Raw genomic sequence first — 17593 nt, forward strand, 5'->3', positions numbered from 1 at the left:
TAATAAGTGACCTTTTTTCTTATATCGAAAGTGATAGTAGTTCTTTTGGATGATGGATTAGGGTATCAGCACCGCTTTTTTTCAAATCATCAGCACTACCAAATCCCCACGTTACACCAACGCAGGTTATATTGGTTTCTCTGCCTCCAATCATATCAAAACGAGTATCACCAATGATGGCAGCCTCGTCGTGAGGAATATGATGGTTGTTAAGGCAGACCTTGATAACATCTGTTTTTAAATAACGTTCAGGGAGAGAGCCATAGATAGCTGTAAAGTATTTGTCAATATCTAAATCACTGAGCATTTTATGCGCCATAGGTTGGTGTTTACTAGTTGTGACAAATAAACGGTGTTCTTGACTAAGTGCTTCTAGTGTTTCAGGGATATCTTGATAGAGCTTAGCTTGATAGACACCTTGAGTCTCATAATAGTCTCGAAAGATAGAGATGGCATGTGTGATAGCTTCTTTATTATCAAAATAGTGAGCAAAAGTTGTTTCAAGAGGAGGACCAATAAAGGTTGAGAGTGTCTTGTCGTTAGGGTGTGTCAGCCCTAACTCTGTAAAGCTATGGTAAAAAGCATTTTTGATACCAGTACTCGAATTAACGAGCGTTCCATCTAAGTCAAAGAGTAAATAAGCCATATAATCTCCTTTAACGATTGTCATTACCAAAAATCTCTTTGGCGAGTTGTTTTCCTGTTGGTGTAGCAGCCAAACCTCCTTCAGCTGTCTCACGAAAGGCTGCAGGGAGGCTAGAGCCGACTTGATACATCGCATCAATAACCTCATCAACTGGTATTTTGGATGTGATGCCAGCTAGTGCCATATCTGCGGCAATGAGGGCGAAACTAGCTCCCATGGCATTTCGTTTGACACAAGGGACTTCTACAAGTCCAGCCACAGGATCACAAATGAGCCCTAACATATTTTTGATGACAAAACAGACAGCTTGGCTAGCTTGTTGGACAGAGCCTCCAGCAGCTAGAGTCACCGCAGCCGCAGCCATTGCTGAAGCAGAACCAACCTCTGCCTGACAGCCTCCTTCAGCTCCAGAAATAGAAGCATTATTGGCAATGACTAGCCCAAAAGCCCCTGCTGTAAACAGAAAATTAAGTTGTTCTTTTTCACTGAGATGTAGCTTTTTGATAGCAACACTTAGAACAGCAGGAAGGCAACCAGCAGAGCCTGCTGTCGGTGTAGCACATACTAGGCCCATTTTAGCATTATGTTCGTTGACAGCCATAGCATTTCTAGCAGCGGATAAAATAGTTGTATCAGCTAGAGTTTTTCCTGCTTTGATGTAAGTATCTAGCTTTAAAGCATCACCGCCTGTAAGACCAGATAAGGATTTATCTGGATTTAGCCCATCAGTGACAGATGACAGCATCACTTGGAGATTTCGTCTCATCATATGGATGATTTCATCTCGGCTCCGTCCGCTTAGCTCTATCTCAGTAGTAATCATGAGTTCAGCAACATTGCCATTGTGGTAGGTTTCAGCTTGTTTGATAAGGTCAGAAATAGAATAAAACATATAGCGCTCCTAATCAAAGAAATGAACATTGTGGAGATTTGGAATGGCTTTCATATCCTTTACAGCATCTTGACAATCATGTGAATCAACTTCGATGATCATAATAGCTTTTTCCCCAGCATTTTCACGTGTAACACTCATCTGAGCGATATTGATATGGTAAGAGGATAAAATCTCAGTGACTTCAGCAATCATTCCTGGGACGTCTTGGTGTACGATGATAATAGTAGGTGTGTTCATATTGACATTAACGGCAAAGCCATTAAGTTCAGTGACACGAATATTGCCTCCCCCAATAGAGATACCAGTCGCAGAGAGACTTTTATGAGCATTTTTTATCAAGATGTGCGTGGTATTGGGATGAGGGGCATTTGATTCTTTATTGACCTTCCAGTAGATTTTGATTCCTTTTTCGTGGGCTATGTCAAGAGCTTTGGGGATATTGGGGTCATCTGTATCCATGCCCAAAATACCTGCCACAAGGGCAACGTCTGTCCCATGTCCACGGTAGGTTTTGGCAAAGGAATTATATAGTTGAAATTCAACTTCACTTGCTTCTTCGCCGAAAATAGCAGCAACAATTTTACCAATACGGACTGCTCCAGCCGTATGGCTACTTGATGGACCAATCATCACAGGTCCTATAATATCAAAAACAGATTGAAATTTTAAATGTGCCATAACCTGTATATCCTTATCATAGAGTTATTGTTATTATAACAAATAAGTCCAAAAATCCATAGATGAAATCTAAACACTAAGACTTTAAAAAGAATTGTATTCTTGTTATAATAGACAATAGCGCTTAGGCGTCTTCAAAATCGACCTTCAAATCGACTTTTGAACATCTAGTGTGACTAGATGACTATTTTAATTGATGGGAGACATAATGATGACTGATAAGTCTAAGACACGTGTTGTCGTTGGTATGAGTGGTGGCGTTGATTCGTCTGTAACAGCTCTTCTTTTAAAAGAGCAAGGTTATGATGTGATTGGCGTTTTCATGAAAAACTGGGATGACACCGATGAAAATGGCTATTGTACAGCGACAGAGGATTATAAAGATGTTGCTGCGGTAGCTGATCAGATAGGGATTCCTTACTATTCTGTTAATTTTGAAAAAGAGTATTGGGATCGTGTATTTGAGTATTTTTTGGCAGAATACCGTGCTGGTCGTACGCCAAATCCAGACGTCATGTGTAATAAAGAAATCAAATTTAAGGCATTTTTGGACTATGCCATGACTTTGGGAGCGGATTATGTGGCGACAGGTCATTATGCCCAAGTAGCGCGTGATGAAGATGGTACTGTCCATATGCTAAGAGGGGCTGATAGCAATAAAGATCAAACTTACTTTTTAAGTCAGTTATCTCAAGAACAATTGCAAAAAGTTTTGTTTCCTCTAGGACATCTGGAAAAGCCAGAGGTGCGTCGTATTGCAGAAAAAGCAGGTTTAGCGACCGCTAAGAAAAAAGACTCAACAGGAATTTGCTTTATTGGTGAAAAGAATTTTAAAGAATTTCTTGGTCATTATTTACCTGCCCAACCAGGCTATATGATGACAGTTGATGGTCGCTATATGGGTGAACACGCAGGGCTTATATATTATACAATTGGCCAACGTGGAGGGCTTGGTATTGGTGGTCAACAAGGTGGTGATAATGCTCCTTGGTTTGTTGTTGGTAAAGACCTATCTCAAAATATTTTATATGTCGGGCAAGGTTTTTATCATGAGTCTCTGATGTCAACAAGCTTGACAGCTTCTGACGTTCACTTTACACGCCCTATGCCAGAAGAGTTTACACTACATTGCACCGCTAAATTCCGCTATCGTCAACCAGATGCGAAGGTCACTGTTAAGGTGAAGGGAGATAAAGCAGAAGTCATCTTTGATGAGCCACAACGTGCGATTACACCAGGACAAGCTGTTGTCTTTTATGATGGGGAAGAATGTTTAGGAGGGGGACTTATTGATAATGCCTTCAAAGAGGATAAGGTATGTCAATACATCTAACCTAAGGAGGTGTAAACACTAGATGTTTACCAAGTTTATTTTAGCATTCATGGCATTCTTTGCCATCATGAATCCTATATCAAACCTACCAGCTTATATGGCGATTGTAGCAGATGATGATCAGAATATTTCACGAAAGATTGCTCGTAAGAGTATTTTAGTCGCTTTTGCTATTATCTTCGTTTTTGTTTGGAGTGGTCATCTGATTTTCCAACTCTTTGGTATTACTTTGGATGCTTTAAAGATTGCAGGTGGTATTTTGGTTGCACTTATTGGCTATCATATGATAAACGGTGTACATTCTCCTAGCTCAAATAATATGCCAAATGATAAAGAGGATCCGACAGATGTGGCTATCTCTCCATTGGCTATGCCTTTATTTGCAGGTCCTGGGACTATTGCGACTGCTATTAGTTTATCTGAAGGCAAAGTGACAAGCCAAGTGATAACCTTACTTGCTTTTGCTTCATTATGTTTAATAACATATTGTTTACTAATCAGTGCTAAAAAAGTATCCAAACTTTTAGGCAAGAGTATGATGAGTATCATTACACGGATGATGGGACTTATTTTAACCACGATTGGCATTCAGATGTTGATAGAAGGTATTAAAGGCGCATTGTTGTAGAGACTCTGGCTTGACTTTTTATCATGATTTGATACAATAAAGAAAACATCACTATGAAGGTCAAAGCTCATAGGAATGGACGTTTTTTGACGTACTATTCTAGGAGTTTTGGCTATTTTTATATAATTGACATATACTTGACAGCGTTGTCAATCATATGTCTCTAAAATAGAATTGTCAGAAAGGACAAAAATGACTTATCAATTTGCAGAAACATACGACGTTATTGTTGTTGGTGCTGGCCACGCTGGTGTAGAAGCTAGTCTAGCAGCGAGCCGCATGGGCTGTAAGACCTTGCTTGCTACAATCAATTTAGAGATGTTGGCTTTCATGCCATGTAATCCGTCTATTGGAGGCTCTGCTAAAGGGATTGTAGTGCGTGAGATTGATGCGCTTGGTGGCGAAATGGGTAAAAATATTGATAAAACCTATATCCAAATGAAGATGTTAAATACTGGAAAAGGTCCCGCAGTTCGTGCGCTTCGTGCCCAAGCAGACAAAGCTCTTTATGCGCAGACGATGAAAGAGACGGTGGAACAACAAGAAAATCTAACGCTACGTCAAACCATGATTGATGAGATTTTGGTTGATGATGGTAAGGTGATTGGTGTTCGTACAGCTACAAATCAATATTTTAAAGCAGATGCAGTTGTCATTACCACAGGGACTGCCCTTCGTGGTGAGATTATCTTAGGAGATTTAAAATACTCATCTGGTCCTAATAACAGTCTTGCTTCAATTACTTTAGCTGATAATTTACGAGAACTCGGTCTTGAAATCGGACGTTTTAAGACAGGAACGCCACCGCGTGTCAAGGCATCCTCTATTAACTATGATGTGACTGAAATACAGCCAGGAGATACTAAGCCAAATCATTTTTCTTTCTTATCACGAGACGAAGATTATGTGAGTGATCAAGTACCTTGTTGGTTGACTTATACCAATAGCTCAAGCCATGAGATCATTCAAGATAATCTGCACCGTGCGCCTATGTTTTCAGGTATTGTCAAGGGAGTTGGGCCACGTTATTGTCCATCCATTGAAGATAAGATTGTTCGATTTGCCGATAAAGAGCGTCATCAATTATTTTTAGAGCCAGAAGGACGCCACACAGAGGAAGTCTATGTACAGGGCTTATCAACTAGTCTGCCAGAAGATGTTCAAGTGGAGCTGTTGCATTCTATCAAAGGTTTGGAAAATGCTGAGATGATGAGGACAGGTTACGCGATTGAGTACGATATTGTTTTACCGCACCAATTGCGTGCCACATTGGAGACAAAACGTATCTCAGGTTTGTTTACAGCAGGACAAACTAATGGTACATCAGGCTATGAAGAAGCAGCAGGACAAGGTTTGGTTGCAGGTATCAATGCAGCGCTTAAAGTGCAAGGAAAACCTGAGTTGATACTAAAACGTAGCGACGCTTATATAGGTGTCATGATTGATGATTTGGTGACAAAAGGGACACTAGAGCCGTATCGTCTTTTGACCAGTCGAGCAGAGTATCGATTGATTTTGCGACATGACAATGCCGATATGCGCTTGAGTGAGATTGGACGTCAGATTGGTTTGGTAGATGATGAGCGTTATGCTATTTTCAAAAAGCGTAAGGATGCTTTTGACAAAGAATTGACAAGATTGTCAACGACTAAATTAAAACCTGTCAAGGAAACTAACGCTAAAATCGAAGCATTAGGCTTTAAGCCGTTGACAGATGCGCTAACAGCTAAGGAATTTATGCGTCGTCCTGAGATTAGCTATGCTATTGTGACAGATTTTATAGGAGAGGCAGATACCCAACTAGACGATAAGGTTATAGAGTTGCTAGAGACGGAAATCAAATATGAAGGGTATATCAACAAGGCTCTTGATCAAGTGGACAAGATGAAGCGTATGGAGGAAAAGAGAATTCCTAAGACAATTGACTGGGATGCGATAGATTCGATAGCGACAGAGGCACGTCAAAAATTTAAAAAAATCAATCCTGAAACGATTGGTCAGGCAAGTCGTATTTCAGGTGTCAATCCTGCGGATATCAGTATTTTGATGGTTTATTTAGAAGGGCGCCAAAAATCATCTAAAAAGCACGATAAATAGCAGTAAAATGGCTCTAAATTGCACTTTAGGGTCATTTTGTGGTATAATTATCCTTTAGAGGTTAACTATGAAAAGATTTCGCTTTGCAACTATTCATTTAGTCCTTATAGGACTGATTCTCTTTGGTATTTTGGCTATTTGTGTCCGTTTATTACAGTCTCAGGTAGTTTTGCTTGCTGTTATCTTTATCGAAATAGCATCTGTAACTGCCCTTTTGTATTATCAAAAAGAGACGTATGAGCTCTCAGAATTAGAGCAAATCGAGCTTTTAAATGATCAAACGGAAGTGACACTAAAAACCCTACTAGATAAAATGCCTGTTGGTGTTATCCAATTTGATTTAGACACAAATGAAGTGGAGTGGTTTAATCCCTATGCTGAGCTGATTTTTACTGATGAAGAGGGTGTTTTTGATGACGCTGCTCTCAAGGAGATTATCATCAGTAAGCGTGACGGCGCTGCTAGTCAAGCTTTTGAAAAAGGGGGCAATAAATACGCTGCTTATTTGGATGTCAAGGCAGGAGTCTTTTACTTTTTTGATAGTAGCATGGGGAATCGTCAGTTAGCTGATTCGGAGTTACTTAGGCCTGTTATTGGGATTATTTCTGTAGATAATTACGATGATATGACGGGTAATCTATCAGATGCGGAAGTTGCTTCGATCAACAGCTTCATTGCTAGTTTTATATCTGATTTTGCCAAGACACGTGATATTTTTTATCGCCGTGTCAATATGGATCGTTTCTACTTTTTCACTAATTATGCCATTTTAAAAGAGCTGATGGATACCAAATTTGAGGTTCTTGATCAATTTCGTAGGCAGACAGCAGAACATGATTTTCCGCTGACGCTTAGTATGGGTATTTCGTTTGGCGATGGTAGTCACAGTCAAATCGGACAAGTAGCTCTTCAAAATCTCAATATGGCTATGGTTCGTGGAGGTGACCAGATTGTTATTCGGGAAAATGATGACCATTCTCCTGCTAAGTTCTTTGGCGGAAGCAGTGTCTCCACAGTCAAACGTTCACGTACTAGGACACGAGCCATGATGTCAGCTATTTCGGATCGTCTCAAGATGGTTGATAAGGTGTTTATCGTCGGACATCGTAATCTTGACCTAGATGCGCTAGGTGCTTCTGTTGGGATGCAATTTTTTGCTAGCAATATCATAGAGAGTGCCTATGTTGTCTATAATCCAGATGAGATGCAGTCAGACATTGAGCGAGCTATTTATTATCTAATTGATGATAAGAAGACGAAATTGGTGACGATTCAACAAGCAATGCAGATGGTGACACCCCATTCCATTTTGCTGATGGTTGACCACTCTAAAATTAGTTTAACCTTGTCTCAAGAATTGTATCAACAGTTTCATGAGGTTATTGTTGTGGATCATCATCGCCGTGATGAGGATTTTCCAAAAAATGCGACCTTATCCTTTATTGAGAGTGGGGCCAGTAGTGCTAGTGAGTTGGTGACGGAGTTGATTCAGTTCCAACAAGCCAAAGAGACGCTCAGTCGTACCCAAGCTAGTATCTTGATGTCTGGGATTATGTTAGATACCAAGCATTTTTCGTCTGGTGTGACGAGTAGGACTTTTGATGTTGCAAGTTATCTGCGATCTTGTGGTAGCGATAGTAGTGAAATTCAAGAGATTTCTGCGACTGATTTCAGTGAATATAGAGCTGTCAATGAATTAGTCCTAAGAGGTGAGCATGTCGCACAGGGTATTATTATTGCCACAGGAGATGAGGCTAGGATTTACAATAATGTCACAGCTAGTAAAGCAGCTGACACCCTATTGTCAATGGCAGGTGTTGAAGCGAGTTTTGTGATTACCCACAATTCAGCAGGCAATGTTGCTATATCGGCGAGAAGTCATCAGAATCTCAATGTGCAACGCATTATGGAAAAATTAGGTGGAGGCGGGCATTTTAATTTTGCAGCTTGTCACTTGGTTGACACGAGTGTAAACGATGCGAAAGTGCAGTTGTTAGCGATTATCAAGGAAGAGTTAGCTGAGCAAAGCGTAATAGAGGAGGAGTTATCATGAAAGTTATTTTTTTACAAGATGTTAAAGGCAAAGGCAGAAAAGGTGAGATCAAGGAAGTTCCTACAGGCTATGCCCAAAACTTTTTAATTAAAAAAAATCTAGCCAAAGAAGCGACTAATCAAGCTATCGGAGAGTTAAAAGGTAAGCAAAAATCTGAAGCTAAAGCTCAAGCAGAACTATTAGCAGAGGCTAAAGCTGTCAAGGAGCAACTTGACAAAGAAGAAACACGTGTGCAATTTAGCGAGAAAGTAGGTCCAGATGGGCGCACCTTCGGGTCTATTACTGCTAAAAAAATTGCAGAAGAGTTATCAAAACAATTTGGCTTGAGAGTTGATAAGCGTCATATTGAGCTAGAGCACCCTATTCGTGCTATTGGTCTTATTGAAGTGCCTGTCAAATTGCATAAGGAAGTTAACGCTGAGATAAAATTACAAATTAAGGAAGCGTAAGACTCATATGAGGGGAAGATAAGTGACATCGACAGCAGAATTAAGGGTTCAGCCACAAGATTTGTTGGCTGAACAGTCCGTTTTAGGATCTATTTTTATCTCACCAGATAAGCTACTGCTTGTACAGGAATTTATCAGTCCTGAGGATTTTTACAAGTATGCCCATCAGATTATTTTTCGTGCTATGATCACTCTGAGTGAGCGTCAAGATGTTATTGATGCGACGACTGTTCGGGGGATTTTAGATGACCAAGGCGATTTGCAAAATATTGGTGGTCTCGCCTATATTGTGGAGTTGGTCAATAGTGTTCCGACCAGTGCTAATGCCGAGTTTTATGCGAAAATAGTTGCTGAAAAGGCGATGCTACGTACCATTATCAGTCGCTTGACAGAGACTGTCAACTTAGCTTATGAGGGAGCGACTGAGTCAGATGATATTATCGCCAATGCCGAAAAGGCTCTGGTTGATATTAGCGAGCACAGTAATCGCAGTGGTTTTCGTAAAATATCCGACGTGTTAAAAGTCAACTATGAAAACTTGGAATTACGTTCTCAGCAAACAAGCGATGTCACGGGCTTGCCGACAGGATTTAGAGATTTAGATAAGATTACGACAGGGCTTCATCCTGACCAGCTAGTTATTTTAGCAGCACGTCCTGCTGTCGGAAAAACAGCCTTTGCCTTGAATATTGCTCAAAATGTTGGGACTAAGCAAAAACGACCAGTGGCTATTTTCTCGTTAGAAATGGGTGCTGAGAGTTTGGTTGACCGTATGTTAGCGGCTGAGGGTATGGTAGATGCTCACCATTTAAGAACAGGACAGCTAACTGAGCAGGATTGGAATAATGTGACTATCGCACAAGGTGCTTTGGCTGAGGCTCCGATCTTTATTGACGATACACCAGGTATCAAAGTGACAGAGATTAGGGCACGCTCTAGAAAGTTAGCCAAGGAAGTAGGCGATTTGGGTTTGATTGTGATTGACTACTTGCAGTTGATTTCAGGGACACGACCTGAAAATCGTCAACAAGAAGTCTCTGAGATTTCACGTCAACTAAAAATTTTAGCTAAAGAACTTAGAGTTCCTGTTATTGCTTTGAGTCAGTTATCGCGTGGTGTGGAGCAAAGGCAAGACAAGAGACCAGTCTTGTCAGATATCCGTGAATCAGGGTCTATCGAGCAAGATGCAGACATTGTCGCTTTTCTCTATCGTGAAGATTACTACCGCAGAGAAAGTGATAACGAGGAAGACTCACCTCAGGTTGATGACAATGTCATTGAAGTGATTTTAGAGAAGAACCGTGCTGGGGCGCGTGGTACGGTGAAGCTCATGTTCCAAAAAGAGTACAATAAGTTCTCAAGTATTGCGACATTTGAAGAAAGATAAAGAGGTTAATGACGATGAGTGATGCATTTGCAGATGTAGCAAAGATGAAAAAAATCAAAGAGGATATCAAAAACCATGAAGGTCAACTGGTTGAGTTGACTTTGGAGAATGGTCGTAAGCGTGAGAAGAATAAGATTGGACGCTTAATCGAAGTCTATCCATCTCTTTTTATCGTTGAGTATAAAGATGAGTCAGGTATTCCAGATGTAGAGGACAATACTTACGTGGAATCTTATACGTATTCTGATATTTTGACTGAAAAAACACTTATTAGATATTTTGATTAAAAACTAGTAAATAAGCTAGTTTTTTTCATTATCTAAAATTCACAAAATAGTGAGCGTTACGACCTAGCTTTGGGTTAAAACGTGATATACTGATGATATAAAGAGAGAAGGGACAGGGATTATGAAAAAGAATCGTTACAGCCTAAAAAAATTAAAAGTAGGCTTGGTATCTGTCGTGCTTGTATTTGCTTTTTTCTCAGCTACACAAGTTCAAGCGTCAGAACAGGGAAATGCTCCAAGTATTTCTGATATCGTCGTTGTTGAAGATGATGCTATCGGTGAGGAGGTCGAAAGTGTCATACAAGAAGGACCTGTTGGTGAAGCGCTATCAGAAATTCTAGAGGTAGAAGAGACACCTATAGTTGATGAAGATGAAGCTGTTGAAGGGGATGTCGTTGATAGTGAGATTAGTATTGATGACGCTTCTGAGTTTGAAGATGATGGCTATTACGCATCAGAATTGCAAGTTAGCGTGACGACAAAAACAGTGGTGTCTAATGACTATCCAGAAGGAGAGTTAGAGCCAATCGTTACCACTAAAAGCTCAGAAAAGACTCTAGAGACTGAAGAAGGTCGTCTATTGGTTAGACAAACAGTGGTTAAGACTAGCACAGGTGAGATTGTCAAAGAAGTAAGGGATTATGAGACGAGTACAGGAGCAGATATCGTCTTTATGATTGACCATACAGGCTCAATGGTTGATAAAATTGCAGCTGTCAAACAACACATCACTTCTTTTGTAGAAGAACTGTATAAGTATTCGATTACACCACGTCTAGGCTTAGTGGACTATGCAGGAGAAGACTATATTCATTATGCACGCTTTGATGACTCTCATTTCACAAGTGAGCCTGTTGCCTTCCTAGCAGCCTTATCTGCTATTAAAGCGTCTGGCGTTAGCGAAGAAGGAACAGCATCATTGTCTCATGTGGCATTATCAAGTGATTATGATTGGTCTGAGGATGGCAAACGCTTTGTCATTTTAGTGACAGGTGAAGAGTTTGATTACAGTAGTGAGGATATTTCAAGCTTAGAAGAGACGATTGCTTTACTCAAAGAAGCTGATATTTCAACATCTGTTATTAGTTTGAATAGTCTAGCAGATTATTTCTTACCACTTGTGACAGAGACAGATGGTGTCTTTCTTGATGTGACATCCGATTTTTCAACATTATTGACAGGTGACCTTGTTAACTGGATTGTGGCTTTGAGTGAAACAGAGACAACATACCTCATTACAGAAGATGTTTATGAGATGTTGGTTGAATTAATCCTTGAAGCTGATATCCAGGATAAGGTATCTCCGATGGTTAAGGGGTCTCAGATGGCGGGTATGTTACCTCTAGCTATGATTAAGGATAGCTTGAAAGAGCAGGCATTATCACCTAAAGAGCGTTCTTCTAATAGTAAAATATTGCCAAATACAGGAGATATGGACAATACCTTCCTTAGTCTTCTTGGAGGCGGTTTATGGTTGAGCGCTTTTGTGGCAGCCTACACTAAAGCACGAAAAATAGACTAAAAAGATAGTAGCGCTTTTGATTAACTCTTTTTAGCGCTAAAAAGTTTACAACTACCAGAAACTATGGTATAATATCCATTGTGTGAAATAGCAGCAAAAAGAGCATGAAGCTCGTCAACAGTTGATACTAAGCGAAAGCTGATACAAGTAACCTTTGCTGTTTGGGCGAAGATTAACTGCACGAATCAGGGCTCTTTTCAGTGACTATTTCCTCAGATTATTTAATTTAGAGGAGGACATGTAAATGTCACGTTATACAGGACCATCATGGAAACAATCACGTCGTCTTGGCTTGTCTCTTACAGGTACAGGTAAAGAATTGGCACGCCGTAACTATGTGCCAGGTCAACATGGACCAAACAACCGTAGCAAATTGTCAGAGTACGGTTTGCAATTGGCTGAAAAGCAAAAATTGCGCTTCACTTATGGTTTAGGTGAAAAACAATTCCGTAACTTGTTTGTGCAAGCTACTAAAATCAAAGGTGGAACACTTGGTTTCAACTTTATGGTACTTCTTGAGCGCCGTTTGGACAACGTTGTTTACCGTCTTGGTTTAGCAACTACACGTCGTCAAGCACGTCAATTTGTAAACCATGGTCACATCCTTGTTGACGGTAAACGTGTGGATATCCCATCATACCGCGTAACACCAGGTCAAGTGATTTCAGTTCGTGAAAAATCTCTTAAAGTGCCAGCAATCCTTGAAGCTGTTGAAGCAACTCTTGGACGTCCAGCATTTGTATCATTTGATGCTGAAAAACTTGAAGGGTCATTGACTCGCCTTCCAGAGCGTGATGAAATCAACCCAGAAATCAATGAAGCTCTTATCGTTGAATTCTACAACAAGATGCTTTAAGATTATCATATTAAAAAGCCCTTTTGGGCTTTTTCTTATGGATAGAAAAAAGACTAGATAACTAGTCTTATGGGTTTAAGAGAGAAGTGTTAGCAGTAATTGTGTGATTTCTTGAGGTGTTTCTTGTTTACCTCGTGTGACCCACATTTGATAAACCCCAAAGATAGCGTGGCTAAAGTATACGCTACTATAAAGCTTTTCAGCGGGAATATCTTCTTTATCGTGATAAACATCAAAGAGATCTTGAGAAATCATTCGTTGCAGCTTGTTACGGATAAAAGTCTGAATCTCAATAGTGCCGTTTTGGGTGAGTAGAGCAGCAAACAGAGATTCACGGTCTAAGAATTCAAAAATTTCTAGAAAGGCTCTAGATTTGTCAAATTGATTTTTGTCAAAAATCGCCTCCAATTTGTGAAAAACGGTTTTTTGATAGATATCAATCATTTCATATTTGTCCTTATAATGATTGTAAAAATTGGAACGGCTGATGTTGGCAGTTTTAGCTAAGTCGCTAGTTGAGATATCATTGAAATTTTGATGTTCCAATAAGCTCACCAAGGCTTCTTCTAAGGCTTTTTTCGTTCTTTCTTTACGCGTATCATGTGACATATGGATCTCCTTTTAAACAAGTTTGCACACGGTGTCTAAAAAATAACCATTACGATTGCAAAATAGATTGAAATTTGTATAATAATATATTATAACAGAAAAAGGAAGAAACTGTCTAAATAGGAAGGGAATTATGTTAGACGAATTAAAAGCAATTATTAAAAGTCCACAATTATGGATAACGATTTTTGGTGTTTCCCTGATTCCGATGCTTTATAATGTCATCTTCTTATCTTCTATGTGGAACCCATATGGTAAGCTGGATCAACTGCCTGTAGCAGTTGTTAATCAAGATAAATCAGCAACGCTAAACAATAAGACCATTGCGATTGGTAGCGATATGGTGGAGAGTCTTGAGAAGAGCAAGAGCTTAGATTATCATTTTATATCTAAGGAAAAAGCGCAAGAAGGACTCTCTAAAGGGGATTATTATATGGTAATCACCTTTCCAGAAGATATGTCTGAAAATGCCGCTAGTCTTATGACGACAGACCCTAAGCAAGTGACTATTGACTATCAGACCACAAAAGGACGTAGTTTTGTAGCGTCTAAGATGAGTGAATCAGCTATGAATCAACTTCAATCTAAAGTGTCTGAGTCTATCACAAAGACTTATACCTCAGCGGTCTTTAAGAGTATGTCTAGTATGACAGATGGCATGGGGCAAGCTGTTGATGGGACGCAACAGTTAGCTGATGGTACGACTAAGTTATTAGATGGTAGTCAGACCTTGACAAGTGGTTTAAATACATTGGCAGACTCCAGTCAGACCTTTGCCAATGGAGCTAATACCCTAAATAGTGGTTTGATTACTTATACTAATGGTGTAGGTACCTTATCAGGTGGTATTGGGACATTGTCAAGTGGGTTGACAACTTATACTAATGGTGTCAACCAAGTGGCTAATGGTCTTAATCAACTAGATAGCAATACCCAACGTCTAGTAGATGGTGTCTCTAGCTTGTCAAGTAGTTCCGATAAAATTCAAGCACTTGTTGATGGTGCTAATCAATTGACAGCAGGACTAGAAACACTAGCTTCAAAGACCAGTCTATCAACTGAGCAACAAGCTAATATCAATAACTTAATAGCAGGGTTGCCTCAGCTGAATCAAGCTATTCAAGCCTTAAATAGTGGCTTGAGTTCTCAGACAATGCCAAGTATTGATACTTCAGCGATAGCAGGAGCCTTGGATAGCTTATCAAGTCAGCTTCAAGCATTAGCTACTCCAAGTAGCAATAACCAGTTAGCAGCAGTTCAAGCGACCTCTGCTTATCAAAGTCTTTCAGAAACTGAGCGTGCTGAGATTGACTCAGCCTTAGCAAGTACTAGCTCATCTGCACCAGATGTTTCCGCTGCTTTAGGGACTATTTCTGCGTTGAAATCACAATTATCACAACTTCAAAATACAGGCGCGACAAGTCAGTTGGCGACTTTGCAAGCACAAGTTGCTAGTTTAGCAGCAAGCGCTGATACGGCTTTAAATGGTGCTAGTGCAGCCCTTACACAATTGCAAACAGGCTTATCAGAAGTCAATGCAGCAACAACACAGCAATTGGTACCAGGTAGTCAACAAATCGCAGGTGGTGTTGCGACGCTTCAAAGTCAACTTTCTAGCGGTGCTAATCAGCTTATGTCAGGTGTGACAACCTTTAGTAGTGCTATCTCTGCTTTAAATAGTGGTGCAAGCCAATTATCAAGCAATAATGGACAATTGCTATCAGGTGTTGGACAGTTAGCGTCAGGTGCTGAGCAATTGACCAGCAATTCAAGCACGCTTATCAATGGTGCTAGTCAGCTCGCCTCAGGAGCAGATCAGATTGCTTCAGGTTCTGGACAGCTGGCTCAAGGTGGAAGCAGCATGACAAATGGCTTGACAAGCCTGTCAACTGGTACAGACACGCTCTTAGGCTCACTTAGCAAAGCAGAAGACCAACTTAAGCTCGTCTCTGTCAAAGAAGATAATGCTCAAGCTGTGGCAAACCCTGTTACACTTAGTCATACTGATAAGGACAATGTCAAGACTAATGGTGTCGGTATGGCACCGTACATGATGTCAGTTGCCTTGATGGTCGTTGCCCTTTCAGCCAATGTTATCTTTGCTAAAGCTTTGTCAGGAAAAGAACCTAAGAATCGCTTTGAGTGGGCACGTAACAAACTGCTCATCAACGGTATCATTGCAACAGCTTCTTCCGTTATTTTAGTCTTGGCGGTGCAAGCGATTGGAGTGAATCCATCCTATGTTGGAAAGACCTTTATCATTGCCTTATTAGGTGGTTGGAGTATGATGTCCTTGGTAACGGCTCTTGTCGGCTGGAATGACCGTTATGGTTCATTTATTAGCTTGCTTTTCCTACTAGTGCAACTAGGAGCAAGTGCAGGGACTTACCCTATCCAGTTGAGTAATCGCTTCTTTGAGACAGTTCAGCCTTTCTTGCCGATGTCTTATGCGGTATCAGGTTTTCGTGAGACTATCTCGCTAACGGGAGATATTACGACCCAAGTGAGTGTTCTTCTCGCCTTTATGATTGGATTTATGGGCTTGGCGTTACTGATCTACCGTAAGCCAAAACAAGAAGCTTAATGTTTTTTGACGATCATGATTCCCCTTCAAGCTTATTAGCGCTTGGAGGGGTTATTTGTTTTTGTCGATGACCTTTAGGAGTGCTTTGATTGTAGGTCATTTTTTAGTTTGATAATGAGCTGTTAGTAGTATAATCGTTGTGAGTAAAAGAGTGTTGATAGTCAATTTTAGCACTGCTCATGTTTTAATGTGTTTTATTGGAGGCTAGTTTGTTTTTTAGTTGTCATCATTGACATAACATCAAAAGAGCGGTATAGTGACAAAAGAGATGTTAAGGAGGAAAATCATGCAAATTTCAAGTCGTTTTACGATTGCCATGCATATATTGACCTATATTGCTTATTTTTCACAAGAAGAGAAGGTGACTAGCGATAAACTAGCTGACAGTATCAGGGTCAATCCTGTTATTATTCGTAATATCATGTCTCAGCTGAAAAAAGCAGGTCTGATTGAGGTCAAGCGTGGTCAGGGTGGGGCAAGCATTATCAAAGATTATCATGAGATTAGCTTATTTGATGTTTATCAGGCGGTAGATAGTATCAAAGAGCAAGGCTTATTTGCTTTTCATGAGAATCCTAATCCCAACTGCCCAGTGGGGCGTCATATCCATGATATGTTAGATGATAGGCTCCTTGCGGCTCAAAAGGCGATGGAAGATAGCTTGGCTAAGCAGACACTAGCAGACGTTGTCGAGGCTGGTAGACCATATATCTAAAAAGCGATAATTTTAAGGTGTAACTATTGACATTACATTAAAAAGAGGCTATACTGGTTATATCACTTAGATGTAATAACTATCATTACAACAAAAACGGAGGTTCTTATGTCAACTATTGCAGTTATTGGGTCAAACGGTCGAGCAGCTAAGGCTATTATTGATGAATTGGTGTCAAGAGGTCACGATGTGACAGGTTTTGCGCGTGGTGCTGACAATCACTCAACAGCACAAGAGTATGTGTCAAAAGATTTATTTGATTTGAATAAGGCAGATTTAGCACCTTTTGAGGTGGTTATCAATGCTTTTGGGGCTTGGACACCTGAGACGTTAGATCTCCATACAAAAGCATCGATGCACTTGGCTGATATCTTGTCTGGGACAAAGACACGTTTATTAGTTGTTGGAGGGGCAGGTAGCTTGTATGTGAGCGATAAGCATGATGTACAGCTTTTTGAGACAGCTGATTTTCCAAAAGAGTATTATCCTCTAGCTAAGGCGCAAGCACAAGCCTTGGAAGCTCTTAGAGAGCGCTCAGATGTCGAGTGGACTTTTATTAGCCCAGCGGCAGATTTTCAAGCAGAGGGTGAGCGTACGGGGCGCTATATTAGAGCAGGTGAAGAGTTTACACTTAATAGCGACGGCGAGAGCGTCATTAGTTATGCGGATTATGCTATCGGCTTTGTCGATGAGATAGAAAGTGGTCATCACCTAAAAGAGCGTATTAGCTTACTTGGTAGATAATACCTAGACTTAAATCATAAGAGTTTAAAGTCAATATAAAAATCCGAGAGATGTAATGTACTGCCCCCCAAAAGTTGGACACTATATATTTAGCTGAAGGATTGAGTTCT

General features: G+C 40.2%; 16 protein-coding genes. 12 read left to right on the forward strand and 4 right to left on the reverse strand.

Going from position 1 to position 17593, the window contains the following annotated elements; genetic code table 11:
* Nucleotides 1-19 precede the first annotated feature (19 nt).
* Genes ACLN19_RS06135 through sdaAB form a run of 3 tightly spaced genes read right to left on the reverse strand, consistent with a single transcriptional unit; the run spans nt 20 to nt 2219 of the window.
* Entirely contained in the window at nt 20-646 is a 627-nt protein-coding gene (locus tag ACLN19_RS06135) for an HAD hydrolase-like protein (protein WP_413384416.1), read from the reverse strand.
* Between the two features lie 10 nt (nt 647-656).
* Nucleotides 657-1538 carry an L-serine ammonia-lyase, iron-sulfur-dependent, subunit alpha gene (gene sdaAA / locus ACLN19_RS06140; RefSeq protein ID WP_413384381.1) on the reverse strand — a complete coding sequence of 294 codons (882 nt, stop codon included), beginning with the start codon at nt 1536-1538 and terminating at the stop codon, nt 657-659.
* A gap of 9 nt (nt 1539-1547) precedes the next feature.
* Nucleotides 1548-2219, reverse strand: a complete 672-nt coding sequence (gene sdaAB / locus ACLN19_RS06145; RefSeq protein ID WP_413384383.1) for an L-serine ammonia-lyase, iron-sulfur-dependent subunit beta — start codon at nt 2217-2219, stop codon at nt 1548-1550.
* A gap of 211 nt (nt 2220-2430) precedes the next feature.
* On the opposite strand from sdaAB, the gene mnmA reads away from it, so the two are divergent.
* The 9 genes from mnmA (at nt 2431) to rpsD (ending at nt 12831) form a co-directional block, all read left to right on the forward strand.
* Nucleotides 2431-3552, forward strand: coding sequence for a tRNA 2-thiouridine(34) synthase MnmA (gene mnmA / locus ACLN19_RS06150; RefSeq protein WP_413384418.1), 1122 nt, complete (start codon nt 2431-2433; stop codon nt 3550-3552).
* Between the two features lie 22 nt (nt 3553-3574).
* Complete coding sequence (locus ACLN19_RS06155) at nt 3575-4180, forward strand: MarC family protein (RefSeq protein WP_413384385.1); 606 nt, start codon at nt 3575-3577, stop codon at nt 4178-4180.
* Between the two features lie 192 nt (nt 4181-4372).
* Nucleotides 4373-6277: a tRNA uridine-5-carboxymethylaminomethyl(34) synthesis enzyme MnmG gene (gene mnmG, locus ACLN19_RS06160; RefSeq protein WP_413384387.1), complete on the forward strand. Its 1905-nt coding sequence runs from the start codon at nt 4373-4375 to the stop codon at nt 6275-6277.
* Between the two features lie 67 nt (nt 6278-6344).
* Entirely contained in the window at nt 6345-8330 is a 1986-nt protein-coding gene (locus ACLN19_RS06165; RefSeq protein ID WP_413384389.1) for a GGDEF domain-containing protein, read from the forward strand.
* On the forward strand, nt 8327-8779 hold the full coding sequence (gene rplI, locus ACLN19_RS06170; protein WP_413384391.1) for a 50S ribosomal protein L9: 453 nt from the start codon (nt 8327-8329) through the stop codon (nt 8777-8779). Before ACLN19_RS06165 ends, rplI begins: the two co-directional genes overlap by 4 nt.
* A 22-nt stretch (nt 8780-8801) precedes the next feature.
* Nucleotides 8802-10166 carry a replicative DNA helicase gene (dnaB, locus tag ACLN19_RS06175; protein ID WP_413384393.1) on the forward strand — a complete coding sequence of 455 codons (1365 nt, stop codon included), beginning with the start codon at nt 8802-8804 and terminating at the stop codon, nt 10164-10166.
* Nucleotides 10167-10180: 14 nt separating this feature from the next.
* Entirely contained in the window at nt 10181-10453 is a 273-nt protein-coding gene (locus ACLN19_RS06180; protein WP_413384395.1) for a Veg family protein, read from the forward strand.
* A gap of 121 nt (nt 10454-10574) precedes the next feature.
* Nucleotides 10575-11975, forward strand: coding sequence for a VWA domain-containing protein (locus ACLN19_RS06185; protein ID WP_413384397.1), 1401 nt, complete (start codon nt 10575-10577; stop codon nt 11973-11975).
* Nucleotides 11976-12219: 244 nt separating this feature from the next.
* Nucleotides 12220-12831, forward strand: a complete 612-nt coding sequence (rpsD, locus tag ACLN19_RS06190) for a 30S ribosomal protein S4 (RefSeq protein WP_413384399.1) — start codon at nt 12220-12222, stop codon at nt 12829-12831.
* Nucleotides 12832-12906: 75 nt separating this feature from the next.
* Here rpsD and ACLN19_RS06195 read toward each other — a convergent pair whose 3' ends face one another.
* Complete coding sequence (locus tag ACLN19_RS06195; RefSeq protein WP_413384401.1) at nt 12907-13440, reverse strand: TetR/AcrR family transcriptional regulator; 534 nt, start codon at nt 13438-13440, stop codon at nt 12907-12909.
* A gap of 133 nt (nt 13441-13573) precedes the next feature.
* Between ACLN19_RS06195 and ACLN19_RS06200 the strand changes: the two genes are divergently transcribed.
* The 3 genes from ACLN19_RS06200 (at nt 13574) to ACLN19_RS06210 (ending at nt 17483) form a co-directional block, all read left to right on the forward strand.
* Entirely contained in the window at nt 13574-16024 is a 2451-nt protein-coding gene (locus ACLN19_RS06200; protein WP_413384403.1) for a YhgE/Pip family protein, read from the forward strand.
* Nucleotides 16025-16310: 286 nt separating this feature from the next.
* The gene (locus ACLN19_RS06205) at nt 16311-16739 is read left to right on the forward strand and encodes an Rrf2 family transcriptional regulator (RefSeq protein WP_413384406.1); all 429 of its coding nucleotides are present in this window, start codon (nt 16311-16313) and stop codon (nt 16737-16739) included.
* Between the two features lie 108 nt (nt 16740-16847).
* On the forward strand, nt 16848-17483 hold the full coding sequence (locus tag ACLN19_RS06210; RefSeq protein WP_413384408.1) for an NAD(P)-dependent oxidoreductase: 636 nt from the start codon (nt 16848-16850) through the stop codon (nt 17481-17483).
* Nucleotides 17484-17593: the final 110 nt, after the last annotated feature.

This window comes from Streptococcus lishijunsis (assembly GCF_047290665.1).
Lineage (GTDB): Bacteria > Bacillota > Bacilli > Lactobacillales > Streptococcaceae > Streptococcus.